The 15,448-nt window shown below is 31.2% G+C and carries 16 protein-coding genes, 3 tRNA genes and 1 pseudogene; 17 read left to right on the forward strand and 3 right to left on the reverse strand.

The genetic code is table 11. From position 1 onward, the window contains the following. Positions 1-234: 234 nt before the first annotated feature. The 6 genes and pseudogenes from BR82_RS15240 to BR82_RS0105835 all read left to right on the forward strand — a co-directional run. A pseudogene (locus tag BR82_RS15240) lies at positions 235-564 on the forward strand (AAA family ATPase); the annotation flags it as partial. Further along, positions 561-2,141: a hypothetical protein gene (locus tag BR82_RS0105815; RefSeq protein WP_027089429.1), complete on the forward strand. Its 1,581-nt coding sequence runs from the start codon at positions 561-563 to the stop codon at positions 2,139-2,141. The pseudogene BR82_RS15240 and the gene BR82_RS0105815, both read left to right, overlap by 4 nt. Before the next feature lie 19 nt (positions 2,142-2,160). Next, complete coding sequence (locus BR82_RS0105820) at positions 2,161-2,460, forward strand: metalloregulator ArsR/SmtB family transcription factor (protein WP_051592755.1); 300 nt, start codon at positions 2,161-2,163, stop codon at positions 2,458-2,460. Then, the gene (locus BR82_RS17435; protein ID WP_027089431.1) at positions 2,457-2,792 is read left to right on the forward strand and encodes a GntR family transcriptional regulator; all 336 of its coding nucleotides are present in this window, start codon (positions 2,457-2,459) and stop codon (positions 2,790-2,792) included. The genes BR82_RS0105820 and BR82_RS17435 overlap by 4 nt, the downstream gene beginning before the upstream one ends. Before the next feature lie 10 nt (positions 2,793-2,802). Beyond that, positions 2,803-3,027: a hypothetical protein gene (locus BR82_RS0105830; RefSeq protein WP_027089432.1), complete on the forward strand. Its 225-nt coding sequence runs from the start codon at positions 2,803-2,805 to the stop codon at positions 3,025-3,027. Positions 3,028-3,049: 22 nt separating this feature from the next. Next, the gene (locus BR82_RS0105835) at positions 3,050-3,238 is read left to right on the forward strand and encodes a cysteine-rich KTR domain-containing protein (RefSeq protein ID WP_027089433.1); all 189 of its coding nucleotides are present in this window, start codon (positions 3,050-3,052) and stop codon (positions 3,236-3,238) included. A gap of 104 nt (positions 3,239-3,342) precedes the next feature. On the opposite strand, the gene BR82_RS0105840 is transcribed toward BR82_RS0105835, so the two are convergent. Further along, positions 3,343-3,702: a helix-turn-helix transcriptional regulator gene (locus BR82_RS0105840; protein ID WP_027089434.1), complete on the reverse strand. Its 360-nt coding sequence runs from the start codon at positions 3,700-3,702 to the stop codon at positions 3,343-3,345. Between the two features lie 522 nt (positions 3,703-4,224). Between BR82_RS0105840 and BR82_RS0105850 the strand changes: the two genes are divergently transcribed. The 5 genes from BR82_RS0105850 to BR82_RS15245 all read left to right on the forward strand — a co-directional run bounded on the left by BR82_RS0105850 (position 4,225) and on the right by BR82_RS15245 (position 7,805). Further along, positions 4,225-4,644 carry an RNA polymerase sigma factor gene (locus BR82_RS0105850; protein ID WP_027089436.1) on the forward strand — a complete coding sequence of 140 codons (420 nt, stop codon included), beginning with the start codon at positions 4,225-4,227 and terminating at the stop codon, positions 4,642-4,644. 3 nt (positions 4,645-4,647) lie between these two features. Beyond that, the gene (locus tag BR82_RS0105855; protein ID WP_004613734.1) at positions 4,648-4,896 is read left to right on the forward strand and encodes a helix-turn-helix domain-containing protein; all 249 of its coding nucleotides are present in this window, start codon (positions 4,648-4,650) and stop codon (positions 4,894-4,896) included. Between the two features lie 421 nt (positions 4,897-5,317). Then, the gene (locus BR82_RS17800; protein ID WP_002323371.1) at positions 5,318-5,440 is read left to right on the forward strand and encodes a hypothetical protein; all 123 of its coding nucleotides are present in this window, start codon (positions 5,318-5,320) and stop codon (positions 5,438-5,440) included. A 79-nt stretch (positions 5,441-5,519) separates the two neighbouring features. Further along, on the forward strand, positions 5,520-7,148 hold the full coding sequence (locus tag BR82_RS0105865) for a recombinase family protein (RefSeq protein WP_027089437.1): 1,629 nt from the start codon (positions 5,520-5,522) through the stop codon (positions 7,146-7,148). A 51-nt stretch (positions 7,149-7,199) separates the two neighbouring features. Then, positions 7,200-7,805 carry an N-acetylmuramoyl-L-alanine amidase family protein gene (locus BR82_RS15245; RefSeq protein WP_240474516.1) on the forward strand — a complete coding sequence of 202 codons (606 nt, stop codon included), beginning with the start codon at positions 7,200-7,202 and terminating at the stop codon, positions 7,803-7,805. Positions 7,806-7,933: 128 nt separating this feature from the next. On the opposite strand, the gene BR82_RS0105875 is transcribed toward BR82_RS15245, so the two are convergent. After that, on the reverse strand, positions 7,934-8,413 hold the full coding sequence (locus BR82_RS0105875) for a putative ABC transporter permease (protein WP_027089438.1): 480 nt from the start codon (positions 8,411-8,413) through the stop codon (positions 7,934-7,936). Between the two features lie 175 nt (positions 8,414-8,588). Between BR82_RS0105875 and BR82_RS0105880 the strand changes: the two genes are divergently transcribed. From BR82_RS0105880 to BR82_RS0105900, 5 genes are all read left to right on the forward strand, one after another. Continuing rightward, a tRNA-Ile gene (locus BR82_RS0105880) sits at positions 8,589-8,665 on the forward strand. A gap of 23 nt (positions 8,666-8,688) precedes the next feature. Next, a tRNA-Ala gene (locus BR82_RS0105885) sits at positions 8,689-8,764 on the forward strand. Positions 8,765-8,819: 55 nt separating this feature from the next. Then, entirely contained in the window at positions 8,820-9,578 is a 759-nt protein-coding gene (locus BR82_RS0105890; RefSeq protein ID WP_027089439.1) for a putative ABC transporter permease, read from the forward strand. Further along, entirely contained in the window at positions 9,578-10,939 is a 1,362-nt protein-coding gene (locus tag BR82_RS0105895; protein ID WP_027089440.1) for an MATE family efflux transporter, read from the forward strand. Before BR82_RS0105890 ends, BR82_RS0105895 begins: the two co-directional genes overlap by 1 nt. A 1-nt stretch (position 10,940) precedes the next feature. Further along, on the forward strand, positions 10,941-11,936 hold the full coding sequence (locus BR82_RS0105900) for a PTS sugar transporter subunit IIC (RefSeq protein WP_027089441.1): 996 nt from the start codon (positions 10,941-10,943) through the stop codon (positions 11,934-11,936). A gap of 44 nt (positions 11,937-11,980) precedes the next feature. On the opposite strand, the gene BR82_RS0105905 is transcribed toward BR82_RS0105900, so the two are convergent. Then, a complete protein-coding gene (locus BR82_RS0105905) occupies positions 11,981-15,178 on the reverse strand; it encodes a DEAD/DEAH box helicase (protein ID WP_027089442.1) in 3,198 nt (1,065 codons plus the stop codon). A gap of 114 nt (positions 15,179-15,292) precedes the next feature. On the opposite strand from BR82_RS0105905, the gene BR82_RS0105910 reads away from it, so the two are divergent. Further along, positions 15,293-15,368, forward strand: a tRNA-Thr gene (locus tag BR82_RS0105910). The last annotated feature ends 80 nt before the right edge of the window (positions 15,369-15,448 follow it).

The following is a 15,448-nucleotide window of genomic DNA, read 5'->3' on the forward strand; positions in this document are numbered from 1 at the left end:
GTGAAGAGAAGCCTGAATCAGTATTTGATATAGAAATATAGTAGAAATGACAGTCTGAGAGCAGATATTATGAAAATATCAATCAGACTGTTTTTATAATATTTATAATAAAATAATTTGAAGAAAGTAGTTAAAATAATTTGATTATTATAATTAATTTATAAAAAAGCATTTCAAAAATAACTAATTTAATCTGAAAAAAGTTATCTAATATAATTCGCTAATCAACAGTTAAATGATTTGATTTCTTCTTACTCTCATGGAATGAAGCAGAAAGTCAGTTTAATAGGTGCTTTTATTCACGAGCCAAAACTGCTTATACTGGACGAGCCTTTTGTTGCATTAGACCCCGAAGCGTTCATTCAATTAAAAGAATTGATGAAAGAATTATGTGCGTCTGGTGGTTCGGTATTATTTTCAAGCCATATTTTAGATGTTGTGGAAAAGACCTGCAATAAAATTGCAATTATAAGAAATGGCGAACTTATTAGAAGCGGAGAAACAAAAGAAATTTTAGGAAATCGTGATTTGGAAAATGTTTTTATGGAGCTGAATGGAAAATGAGAACTTTTTATTCATTAACGAAAAGACAATTTTTAGGAATGACTAAATTTAATAAATTTCTTTACGGAAATTCAAAGGAAAAGAAAGTTTTTGCATATACTTTTTTTGCCATTAGCTTAACAGCTATAATACTTTTTTTCTGTTGGTTTAGAATGGCATTTCAGATTTGCATGACATTTCAATACCCTCAAGAAATTTTTAAGTATTTATTAAAACCTTTTGTTGTAGTAAGTATATTTATGACTTTTTTATCAGCACTTATAAAAGGTAGTGGAATTTTATATTTAGATAAAAGTATTGATCTGCTGTTTTCGTATCCTATTAAAACAAAAACAATCGTTTTATCTAAATTGAGTTATATATATATCTGGAATGTTGGTATATCATTTTTATTATTGATTGTTCCGTTGCTATATTATGACTCATTACAAAAGGGGAATATATTGTTTTACGTGGTTGATTTTTTACAGATATTCCTTATTCCCCTTGTACCAACACTTGTAGGTGTGCTTTTAGGGAATGTTCTATACAGACGATTAGGAAATCTTTTCCGATTAGGTTCTTACTCAAAAAGTATTTTGTATTTGGTATCATTTACTGTTTTTTTCGCATTTATGATTTTTTTCTTTCGTTATGTTGATTTTAGCACTTTATTGAAAGGTGCTATTGCTAAATTTGATTTCTTCAATGAAACGGAAAAAGGACTACTTTTTTCACATAACTATAAATCACTTATCTTTTTTGCAATATCAATTTTATTAGGAATAATACTATCGGCGTATGTTATACAGACATATAAGAAAAATTGTGCAAAAGTGCAGTTATATTCTGAAATAAGTAAATGTATTAAAATGAGTTATAAAAAGCATGAAAAAGTATCTGCTTTATTTCGTAGAGAATTGAAAAGATATTTTTCAACCCCGGTATATTTATTAAATACAATGCTTGGGATTGTTTCTCTTGTTTTATTGACAATTTATTCGTGCCTAAAAATTGATACCGTTACTATGTACTTAAAACTAATTGGAATGTCCTTTAAGGTAGAAAATAATTCCATACTACTTGCATTTGTTATTGGTCTGTTGATAATTTTATCAAATGTTACTTATGCCAGTATTTCTATTGAGGGAAAACAAAGGGAACTTTTAAAATCTTATCCTATATCAATTAAGGAGCTTTTACTTGCAAAGTATTTATTTCATCTTTCTTTAACAGTTCCTATGATTTTTATATGTGCAACTTTACTCGGAATAGTATGCCGAATGACTGTATCGGAATATTGCTTATTATTCTTGTTGCCTACTGTATTTTCAGTATTTGTAGGAGCATTAGGACTACTTATAAATTTAGTTTTTCCGAATTATGAATGGGAAAATGTTACCTATATTGTGAAACAAAGTATATCGGCGATTATAACTATTCTTTTAAGTATTTTAATTGTTGGCGGTTCATTATGGATAGTATTATATTTCTTCCATACACATATATTATTTGCTTCGTATATTTTGGCTTTTCTATTTGTATTGCTAACAATGCTGATTGGAATTTTATTAAAGAAAGCAAGTAAAACATTTTGATTATGAATGGAAGATGTTTATGAATGAAAAGGAATTAACTTCTAGTTTCAAGGCTCTCTCTTGCGAAACCAGAAGAAAAATTATTTACCTTTTGAAAAGTAAATGCTTATGTGCTGGAGATATAGCCAAACATTTTGAACTAACTGGAGCTACTATTTCACATCATTTAAAAGTATTAGTAGAGGGCAATTTGATAACATCAAAAAAAGTAGGTTTAGAGATATACTATTCTCTCAACATTGAAAAATATAATGTATTGAGTAGGTGGTTTCAATTTCTGAATGATACAGAAAATTTCAAAGAGAAAGGGATAAAATGAACACTCCAAAATATTTAGAAATTGCAGAATTGATTAGAATAGATATATTTGTAAAATATACAAAAGCAAACCAACTAATTCCCAGTATCAGAAGATATGCTCAGATTTACAATGTCAATCCCAATACCGTATCCCGTGCTTTTCGTTTATTAGAAGCAGATAGTATCATTTATCCTTACAGAACACGAGGGTATTATGTTTCAGAAAACATACAAAAGAAAAAAGAAGAATATGGAAGAAAGTGTGCAAAGCATTTGCTGAATGTTCTTCAAAGACTGGGCTATTCTGATGTGGAAATTGAAAATATGATAGAAGAAGTTATAAAAAGGTAGGTGTTCTATTGTGATTAGTCTTAAAAAACGAGATATTAAAAAGGCATTGAAAGCTGGTGCAAAAGCTGGCGGTGTATCATTGGCTGATGTTCGGGCTGATATTGAAGCCACGATTGATGAAGCTATGAACAGCACCGACCCAGAAGTGCAGGCAAATTTCAAGAAATATTTTGGAAATAAACGCCCTACACCAGAAGAATACATTTATATAATTACAAAGAAAACACGGGTTTAGAAAATGCATAAGAGGTGCTATTGTGGAACAACAAACATGGGTATTATGTCCTGTTTGCAATAATAAGACACGAACAAAAATATTAAAAACTACGGAACTAATAAATTTTCCATTGTTCTGTCCGAAGTACAAAACGGAAACTTTAATCAATATAAAGTATGGAAAAGTAACTATTATCAAAGAGCCAGACGCTAAGACGCAGAGCCAATAATTTATGGGTTATTGTAACTTGTAGATTGTCGGCTCTTATTTGTTACCTGCGGAGCAGATCAGCAAATAAGAGTATGAAAGACAAAAAAGAAAACAAGAAGCTGATTACTTCTTGCTCCCCCTGCTGTTCAAGATACCGTCAATCGTACCTTGAATGATTTTTAATTCGTTATCACTCAATAAATCAAGAGAAGTTTCTATCTGACGGCGAGCTGTACTTTTCGTTACTTTTTCTGCTGGATAGAAATATTCATCAACCGATATATTGAACATGGTAACTAAATCATGGAATAACTGAAAACTTGGGTGCGACCCAGTATTTTCAATATCTGCGATATGACGTTCCCCATAGAATACCTTATCGCCTAAATCATTACGAGAAAGTCCCGCTCTTTCACGGGCTTCTCTGATTGCCAGCCCTAGCGGTCTGAAATCAAAAGTATGTGTTTCTTTTGTTTTTCTCATTTTAAATCACCTAGCATGAGTTTATACTTCATGTTATAAATTTAGAATGTGTTAAAATTGCATATAGTATGCAGTAATAATTCAAAAGCTGTTATCGTGTGCGGTAAATAAAAAAAACCGTTCCTAGATAATATACTTTTGTGCGTCTTGAGAAATAACGGGACGGTTTTGGATATAACCAGAACTGTCCTTTTTCTTATAAGTACAAGGTATGGCTCTGGTTAAAGGGGGCTTATACCATGATTGCATACGGAAGAACGTTCTGTCGTTCTCAACTGGATAAATATTTTACCCTAGTATTACAATCATCATACCCTTTACTAGAATTAAAATTTCATATCAATAGAATTTATAAAACAGTCTGTTTGTGTATTTATACACCTATGGGCTGTTTTTGCTTTATTAAAAAGTTTTTTCAACTTTTTTGTAAATTTAGTCAGCAAATCACGCCTGCCATTCCCTATATGGTGCGGAAAGAGGGATAAACGCTTTTCATGTCATAACGGAAAGGGGGTGAGATTGATGAAACCGTCTGACTTCCAAAAAACTGTTCAATGCCGTTTTGAAAGTTGTTTGAAGAAAGTTGTCCGTCATGTTGTAAAGGACTACCAGCAAGGATTGAAACGACGAAAAGATAAAGAAATTCCATTCTGTGAACTTCCAGAAATCGTTGTGGAAAAGCTGGCTGTCTGGGACGAATACGAAACAGACTATACGATTTTTAATGTATGCGGTAATGATATTCGTGTTTATGATGATGAGCTGGCAGAAGCATTGAAGAAACTTCCAGAAAGAAAACGAGATAACGTTTTAATGTACTATTTCTTGGAATTAAGCGACACAAAGATAGCAGACATTTTAAACATTACAAGAAGTGGAGCATTTAGAAGTAGATACCATGCTTTAGAAGCTCTGAAAAAATCACTCAAGGAGGAAAAGTAGAAAATGAAACAGACTTTTAAGAAGCCGTCCTACTATTTGCTTTCGCAGGCAATGGACGGGGACGAAAAAGCGATTGAAAAGATACTGGCATTTTATGACCCTTACATATCAAAGTGCTGTTTGCGTCCACTCTATGATGAATACGGAAATGTTTATATTGTCGTAGATATGGAGTTAAAAGGACTTATCAGAGAAGCACTTATCAAAATGATTTTAGGGTTTGATATTGCCTTAGAAATCGAAGAAGAATAACAAGCAGTAACCGCAGAGCATGATTTGTTCAATCCCCTCTTTCCTGCTCTGCCCCTGCTTCTAAATGAAAGCAACACGCTTTCGCCACAGCTCTTTGACAACTGAATAAAGCAGACAGATACGTTTGTGAGATAGCGAGCCACGGGGACTGTACGCCACGACCTTTTCAAAAGAAAGCGAGCGACCCACGCAGTGATCCGAGAGCGACTGTTGGAAAAGTCGTTTTGCCACGACCTATCCTCACAGGATAATGATACGTCCGCATGGTGCGGTTCTGCCCACAAGAATGGGAATAGTTGAGATACTAACGGAGCTTTCCAAAGCCGTCTGTCTGCTTCTGTAACATTGTGAAAAATACGCATATTGGATAAGCCTATGTGCGTATGTTGAGAATAGATAGCTGACTAAGGGGGCTGATAACTTGGCTAAAAAAGAACCTGCACAATATATCGTAGAACGGGAATTTTTAGGTAAATTTTCCGTAGAGGAATTGCTTGTCCGTATCGTGAAATCTCATGTAAAAAAAGGACTATCAAGAGGGTAAAACCCTTGAAAACAATGGAAAGAAGCCGTACTTTATGGTATAATATTATCATAGGTACGGCAGTTGAATAGGTGGAAAAATGATTTATCAAAAAGGTTCAAACTTATTTAACGTGGCTATTTATATCAGATTATCACGAGAGGACGGAGATAAGGAAGAAAGCGATAGTGTAGGAAATCAGAGAAAACTTTTAACAGAATATGTGAACAAGCATGATGACTTTATCTTATATGATGTTTATATTGATGACGGTTTTACGGGAACGAATTTCAATAGACCAGACTTTCATAGAATGATTGCTGACATTGAAGATAACAAGGTAAATTGTGTTGTTGTAAAAGACCTTTCCCGTTTCGGACGAGATTACATTGATACGGGGCGATATTTGGAAAGAATATTTCCAGAGCTTAATGTTCGTTTTATTTCTGTAACAGATAATATTGATAGTATGAAGCAGGCATACGATATGTTACTTCCTATTAAAAATATATTCAACGAACAGTATGCCAGAGATATTTCTAATAAAATTCAAGCGACTGTAAAATCAAAGCAGAAAGCAGGAGAATTTATCGGAGCTTTTACAAGTTATGGTTATAAGAAATCTCCTGCAAATAAAAATAAACTTGTGATTGATGAATATGCGTCCGAAGTTGTAAAAAGAGTATTTACTATGTATGCACAAGGAATAGGAAAACAAAGCATTGCCAAAATACTAAATGCAGAGGGTATCCTTTGTCCGTCGGAATATAAAAAGCTCAACGGCGAAAATTACAAAAATTGCAATCGTTTAGAGAAAACTTCTTATTGGACGTATTCCACGATTAAAGTGATGTTACAAAATGAGCTTTATATTGGAAATATGGTACAAGGAAAGAAACATCAACGTATGAGAAGCAAACAGCGTCCAGTTGAGAAAGAAAACTGGATAAGGGTTGAAAATACACATGAACCGATTATAGACCGTCAACTGTGGGATAAGGTACAAAAACTGCTGACGAAAAAACATAGGGATATTGATTTAGAAACAAATAAAAATATCTTTGCAGGTTTTATCAAGTGTGGCGATTGTGGTCGGGCAATGATGAAAAATTTCTGGCGACGTGCTGACGGAAGTAAGTCCTATTCATTTTATTGTGGAACTTACAAAAGAAGTGGAAAAGATTATTGCACTCCGCACACGCTCCCGTTTCAAGTATTGAATGATATTGTGCTGGGAGATTTAAAGCAGATTATCCGCAATGTAGAGAACTTGCAGGAACTTGTAAAATCACAATCTTTCACAGCAATAAAAATCAGAAAATCAACAGACATAGAACTGACAAAGTTAAAAGCAGAGCTTGAAAGAGTGAAGAAGTTGAAAAAGTCAATTTATGAAGATTACAAAGACGAACTGATTTCTAAAGAAGAATTTCTTTCTTATCGAGAGGACTATCAACAAAAAGAAACGCTTTACTCCAAACAGATTGAAACGCTGGAAGAAAAGAAAAAGGAAAGTGTAACAGAAGATGTTTTTGAAACACCGTGGTTAAGGCGGTTGTTGGAACTGAAAGACATTGAAGAATTAGACAGAGATATTATTGTGGAAATGATAGACCAGATAACAGTTTATGAAAACCACAAACTTAAAATCTCATACAACTTCGGAAATGAACTGGAACATTTATTTTCAAGCGTTTACTGTGAGGACTTGGAGAAAAAGGCTATCTAATCTCAATACATTTCTAACTCCCCATATATATTGGGGAATACATATCACAATTTGCGTAAACTACAATCAGCACATGGTGGTCTTGATAATGGCGCTAGTGTAGGAAAAATATATGAGTCAGAATTGAACTTGAAAATATCATTTGCATTAAAAGAAGAATTGGAAAATCGAGGTGCCAAAGTGTATATGACACGAGAAGATGATCAAGATATGACAAAACGTGATTATAATTATTCAAAGCAGGATGATATGTATTTACGTGTAAAAAAGATTGATTCATATAAAAGTGATTATCTGATAAGTATTCATTTAAATTCGGCACCAACTTCAAGTGCATGGGGATCACAAGTGTTTTATTATAAAAATAGTGAAAAAGGTAAACGTCTAGCAAATGAAATTCAAGTAGCAATGGTGGAAGTGACAGGAAGTCCTAAGCGAATATCTGGGGCCAGTTTTAGGGTGTTGAGAGCAACACAAACATTAGGAGTACTGATTGAATGTGGATTTATATCTAATGCTAATGAACGCGGGCAGCTTCAAAGTTCTAAGTATCATCAAAAACTGGCAATAAAAATTTGTGATGGTCTAGAAAATTATCGGAAAAAGTATCCTGAAGATACAATTAATAAAGAGGATTATGAAAAAATATTAAATTAATAGATATTAGATTTAGATAATAAAAAATAGTTGAGATCATCAAGAAATCTTAACTATTTTTGTTTATATGCAGTTATAGCATAAAAAATAATTTTAAAGATACTATATCATATAGTATCTTTAAGAAATCAATGATTATTATATCTATAATTATAGAATTGATACATAATAATTAGTACATATATAAGGGCTATAACGTTAAGAAAATTATAGTTTAGATGAATTAAAATACTATTAATGAAAGGATCGATATAATTGACGAGAACTATTCCTAGAATTCCCCACATCAAACTATAAAACATACAAATTCTACCAGAATAATTATGAGAAATTTTAGAATAATTCCAGATCTGAATATTTGAATCTTTTGATAAAAAATAATGTGTCAGATATTCTAATACCGTACAACAGATCAGAGAATAAAAAAATGTATCGAAATTATTTTGATAATAGGGTACAGTCTTTAAAATTAATAGTGCTCCAAAACCGTATATAGGAATGAAAGGTCCTTTTAATAATCCCGAAAAATATATTTTACGTTCTAAAATAGACACATATACAGATTCCATGATAAAACCTAAAAAAGTGTATATAGCAAATTTTACCATTATTACCTCCTGTAATATAATTATGAAAAGAAATAAAAAATATGCAAAATTGTATTAAAATTCTATGTTGTGATGAAAAGAGAGAAAAAGAGTATATATATTTTTGTCAAAAAATATAATTAAACTATTGACGATTAAAAATATGTATGTTATTATATCATGGCAGTCGATTGATGGGCCTGTAGCTCAGTTGGTTAGAGCGCACCCCTGATAAGGGTGAGGTCGATGGTTCAAATCCATTCAGGCCCACCATATATAGTTTAGTGTTGTTACTTGGGGCCTTAGCTCAGCTGGGAGAGCACCTGCCTTGCACGCAGGGGGTCAGCGGTTCGATCCCGCTAGGCTCCACCAATTTGGATGTTTAGTCTGCTTAGGCAGACTTTTTAAGTATTTTAAGGAGAAAAATATGACGAATCGTATAGTAATTTTGATTGTATCTTTTTATATATATAGCTTTATGGGATGGATCTGGGAATCGATTATTTTGCCGTTAGCGAGAAAACAAATGCCTTATAATAGAGGTTTTTTAAATGGCCCATGGTTACCGATTTATGGTTTTGGAGCAATGCTGGTGATTGTTTTGTTTGATACACATAAAGTTAATTATCCAATTTATACTTTATTTTTAAGTAGTGGTGTAGTTGCTTGTATATTAGAATATTTTACTTCGTTTATTATGGAAAAGCTGTTTCATCAACGCTGGTGGGATTATAGTCAAAAAGCTTTTAATCTAAATGGACGTGTTTGTTTGGAAGGGTTTATTTGTTTTGGTTTATTTAGTGTTGTAGCGATAAATTATGTTCAGCCTTTTTTTACTGAACAGTTATTGAAAGTTAATGAAAATATTTTATTTATAATTAGTGGTGTTTTGACAGTGGGATTTATTCTTGATACTATTATGTCAATGCGCATTGCTTTAGATATAGAAAAGAAATTAGATCTTGTAAAACAAATTTTAGAAGAACGCGAAGAAAAAATTGTTGCTGAATTAGAAAAAGGACATGCAAAAACTATGAAAAAATTAGAGAAAAAAGGGCATGAATGGCAAAAGCAGCAGTTGTTATTAAAAACATTGTTGAAAAAAGAAAAATTGTTTACATATCGTCATCGCCGTTTGATTAGAGCTTTTCCACAAATACTTAAAAAGAAACGGGATGATGATTAGTGTTAAAAAAATATTTTGGGACAAAACAATTTTATAAAGAAGTAACGATGATTGCGCTTCCGATAATGGGACAGCAGTTTATTACTACTTTTGTTAATTTAATTGATAATATCATGATTGGAAGTGTTGGAAATATTGCGTTGACTTCAGTAACGGTAGCGAATCGTTTCTTTTTGATCATGAATTCAATTTTGTTTGGATTGTGTGGCGCTGCCGGAATTTACATTGCTCAATATTATGGGGCAAAGAAAAAAGACAGATGTCAGGAAGTTTTTAATATAAATATGGTATTTTCGTTTGGGGCTGCTATGCTTTTTACTTTATTGTTATTTGCGATTCCTAAATTTGCAGTCCAGCTTTTTTCACAAACACCAGTAATTGTTGAAGAAGCTGTTGCTTATCTTAAGATTGCAAAATTTACATATCTTCCTTTTGCGATTTCTTTTACTTGTATGATGACATTAAGAGCAGTTGGAATCAATAAAATTCAATTAAAAGTAGGGACAGTTGCGGTACTTACAAATACATTATTGAATTATTGTTTGATTTTTGGACATTTTGGATTGCCTAAAATGGGAATTCAAGGTGCGGCTCTTGCAACCTTGGTTGCAAGATTAGTAGAAATGACTATTTATTTAATGGTATTGATAAGTAAACGGCATTTCTTTAAATTTGATTTAAATGGATTATTGCATATTAATACGGATTTGCTTGTTAATATTATTCATAAAGCTATTCCTTTGACTTTAAATGAAATTTTATTTTCTGTAGGACAGGCAATGGTTTTTAAATCATATATTAGATGCGATGAATATTTAGTTGCGTCTATATCTGTCGTAGATACAGTTTCTAATATTATGTTTATTGCTTTTGGGGGCTTATCTTCAGCTGTATCGATTATGATTGGAAATGAATTAGGTGCCAATCAACTTGATGAAGCTAAGGATAATGCAAGAAAGCTGTTATGTTTTTCTCTAATGGTATCTTTGGTGGTTGGAACCTGCTGTTTTTTGGCAGCACCTTTTGTACCGAATTTATATAATGTAGATGTTTCGATAAAAGAAACGATTATAGCTTTACTTAGAATAAAGTCGATAATAATTAATGTGTATGCTTTTAATGTATGTATTTTCTTTATATTAAGGGCTGGTGGCGATGCTTTAAGTACAATGATCATGGATAGTGGTTTTTTGTGGATGGTGAATGTATTGATTTCAACATTGTTATCAATGTTTACAGATTTACCATTAGTTACTTTGTATATGATCGTGGAAAGTTTAGATTTTATTAAATTAATAATTGCGATATATTTTTTGAAAAAAGAGCGTTGGGTTAAAAATATTGTAGTAGTAGGAGAGTAGGATGAAAAAAGAAAATTATTTTATTAAAACGCTTAATGGGATGGCATATGGCTTTTTTTGTAGTTTGATAATTGGAACGATCTTAAAGCAGTTAGGAAATTTTACAGGAATTGATGAGCTAACTGTATGGGGACAAACAGCGACTTATCTGATGGGACCGGCAATTGGTGTAGGAATTGGTTTTGCAGTTGATGCAAAAGGATTAAATCTAATTGCGGCTATTATTGCGGGAAGTATTGGTGCAGGAACTTTTAATGGAAATACAGCGGCGACAGGTAATCCCATAGCAGCATATGTTGCAGTAATTGGTGCAATTGAAATAACTCGTTTTATTCAAGGAAAAACACCGATAGATATTTTACTGGTACCTTTTACTGCGATTATTATAGCTGGAATAATTACGATTATAATTGGTCCGTATTTAACAAAATTGATTTTAGGAATTGGTGATTTGATTAATCAAAGTGTAAATATGCAGCCTATTTTAATGTCAATTATAATTGCAACTTTGATGGGAATGGTTTTAACGACACCGATTTCCAGTGCGGCAATTGGGGTGATGCTAGAGTTAAATGGTTTGGCAGCTGGTGCTGCTTTGGCAGGATGTTGTGCTCAAATGATTGGTTTTGCGGTGATGTCAATAGAGGATAATGATATTGGAGAAGTGATTGCGATTGCAATCGGAACGAGTATGCTGCAGTTTAAAAATATTGTTCAAAAACCAATTATTTGGATTCCACCAATTATAGCTGGGATTATCGTTGCCCCAATATCGACTTGTGTGTTAAATATTTCATGTACATCAGTTGGCTCTGGAATGGGAACGGCTGGTTTAGTTGGAATCTTAGAAGCTGTTAATGTAATGGGAGGTAATTATTGGATTCCGATTGTTGTTGTTGATATAATTGCACCGGCTTTTATTTCTTGGACTAGTTATAAAATGTTAAAAAAATGTGCTTTGATAAAGAGTGGGGATTTGAAATTGAAACAGTTTTAATTGAATATGAAAAAGAAGCGGCATATAACGCTGCTTCTTTTGTGTTAATCGGTTGAAAATAATGCAATAATATCATTTGTAGACATTTTAGTGATATTACTGTTATTATTTTCAATAAAGATATTAGATAAATCTTGTTTTTGTTCTTGAAGTTTTTGAATTTTTTCTTCAATACTATTTTTCATAATTAATTTGTATACTTGAACGTTATTTGTTTGACCAATACGATAAGCGCGATCAGTCGCCTGATTTTGAGCTGACATATTCCACCATGGATCATAATGGATAACAATAGAGGCTGCAGTAAGATTTAGACCTGTACCGCCGGCTTTTAAGGAAATCAAAAATACATTGGTATTATCGTTTTGGAAGGCATTAACTAATTGATGTCGTTTGATCTTATTTGTTGCTCCAGTTAAAACATAATAAGAAATATCTTCGTTGCGAAGTTCTTTTTCAATTAAATCTAATGAAGTTGTAAAAGATGAAAATAATAAAACTTTTTGATTATTCTCTTTAGCTTTTTTGATGATATCTAAACATGCTTTCATCTTAGAACTAGGCTCTTGAATTTCTTTATATAGTATTCTAGGTTCGCAACATAATTGTCGTAATCGAGTCATCATTGATAAAATCTGGATTTTATCAATGTGCTCGATATTTAAGGCGGTTTTTAGCTTGTTATTGATTTGGCTTAGATTGGCAATATATAGATTCTCTTCTTCTTTAGAAAAAGCAATTTTGATATTGTTTTCAATCTTATCTGGTAATTCATCTAATACTTCTTGTTTAGTTCTTCTAAGAATAAATGGTTCAACCATCTTTTTTAAACGCTGTTGAACTTCTTTGTCTTCATTTTGAATGATTGGTCGCTCAAAATGTTCTTTAAAATAATTATAACTGAATAAATAGTTAGGCATTAAGAAATCAAATATTGACCATAGTTCAGCTAAAGAATTTTCAATTGGTGTACCAGTTAGTGCAAAACGATGTGAGCTGTTTAATTCTTTAACAGCTTTAGCATTTTTTGTTGCTTGATTTTTAATGTATTGTGCTTCATCTAAAATAATATATTCAAAATAATAATCTTTATATAAATTATAATCTCTTCTTAAATAATCGTAAGAAGTAATTATAACATCGTAATCATTGATTTGCTCAATTAGTTTTTTTCGTATAGGTAAAGTTCCGGTGATACATAGGACTTTTAGGTCACTAGAAAATTTTTTGATTTCATCCTGCCAGTTTAGAATTAACGTGGCAGGAGTAATGACAATACTAACTTTATCATTTGTTTTAGTGTTTTCTAAAACGGTGATCATTTGAAGTGTTTTACCTAATCCCATATCATCAGCTAAAATTCCGCCAAATCCATAATCGCTCATAGTTCTTATCCATTTATAGCCTTCACATTGATATTCTCTTAGAATGTTTTGGTAAGGGTGGGGGATAAGATAGTTGTTATTATTACAATGGGTCAATTTATTGATTAATTCTTTGAATTGTGTACTTCGTTCAAAGTTAATGGAATGTCTATCTAGGGATAATTGATTTAAGAATAGGGCTTTAGATTTATCGATTAAAATAGAGCCATCCTGAATATTATTTTCATTAAGATTTAAGTCTTGAATTAGACTATATGCTTCGCTTATTGCATTGTCTTCTAAGTTTATGAAATCACCATTTTTTAGACGGTGATAAGATTTCTTTTTTTGAATAGAATGAAGAATATCCTGGATTTCATCTTTTGAAACATTGATACTGTTTAAGTCTATTTCTAGTAGATTATTTTTTAATCGAATACCTATATTTAAAGAGATATTCTTAGGTTTATTGATATTTTTAATATCTTCACTTACGAATACTTCGCAGTATTGATTTAATTTAGGTAGAATGTTTTTTATAAAATAATAAACATCTTCATCATTATTTGTGATTAGATACATTTTAGTTAATTCATCATAATTTGCATAATTTTCAATCAATACTAAAGCTTTATCAACATTTAATGGAAGTTTGGTTTCGTAACTATCGATATATTTACCGTCAAATAAAATATTTCCATTTTCATCACGATATTCTAAATTAATAGTTAGATCGCCAAAATTATTTAAATCAATATACGCTAATAAAGTAATTACACTTGGCATATAGTCATCGATATTTGCTCCTGTAATAGAAATATATGGTAAAATTTGATCAATGATATATTTTCCAAAGTATCCAAAATCTTCCTTAGATACAATTAAATTTTCTTTATCCAGCTTAGATAAGAGATTTTTAGTTATTTGTGACATTTCTAAACTATAACGATTTAAAATATTATCTTTTAAATAATAAATATATTGATTTCCAAGAATTAATTGCCCTTCTAAAGGAACAAGTGAGATTTCAAAATAATCTTCTTTATCTTCAATATGAATAGTAAGATTTTTTAAATCGATGGTTGTAAATAATATATTTATGTTTAAATTTGTTAAATATGTTTCAAAGAAATCGTCTATATTATATTTATTAATATCGATTGAACGATAGCGTTCGATCTCATCAATAAATTCACTATTATCTTTAATAAAATCTATTTGTTTTAAAGCTTCTTGACTAAATGATTTACGATTATGATCAGTAATTAATTTACTGCCATATGTAAAGATTTTATGATAGCGGTAATTATTTATAAATTCTTTTAAGTTTTTAATTAAGTAAGTTTTAGTGTTTCCGATACGGTAATTGATTAAAATTCGATTAAATGAATAATTTATATTTGGAAAAAGTTCTATTAAAGCATCGTTGGTTATGCTTATTTCTTTTTTATCTACATATTTTTCAATAAGTTTTTTTGATTCTTCAATTTTTGTTTGAATCATTTTTTCTTCACGAATGCGTTCAAATTCTTCGAATTTTGCACGATAATCAATTTTTTGATTAAATTGGAATGGGATATCTGACATTTCTAGACTGTAAAACTTTAGTAATAATACTCCAATATGACCACAGGCTAATTCGTTTGGGTGGCAATTATGACAGCTGCACTCAAAAGTAACGATTTTTCCACTTGTATCAACGATAATATGACTAGTACTGACGCGACCATATATTTCTACAGTACCATCAATATGATATTCATTACCTTGCTTTAAAACAGACATGTTAGTAATCACATTGTCTTTGTAGTAGTTATGAGCAGTTTTCCAGTTTTTTTCATTAAATATTCTATTTATCTCATCATCTTTTATATACATGTTCTTTCCCTCCAATGATTTATTATATCATCAATTTAATGATTACCAAATAGAAATTGTTTAAGAAAATAATTATTTATTATTTTAGAGAATAATGCTATAATATTTACAGATGCCGGTATAGCTCTAACGGTAGAGCAATCCACTCGTAATGGATAGGTTGCTGGTTCAAATCCAGTTGCCGGCACCAGTTAAATGATAAAAACTACCTGATTAGGTAGTTTTTATATGGTCAAAGTATATTTTACAAAGATAAAATTAGTTTTTTTA

It is taken from the genome of Thomasclavelia saccharogumia DSM 17460, from assembly GCF_000686665.1.
In the GTDB taxonomy this organism is placed as follows: domain Bacteria; phylum Bacillota_I; class Bacilli_A; order Erysipelotrichales; family Coprobacillaceae; genus Thomasclavelia; species Thomasclavelia saccharogumia.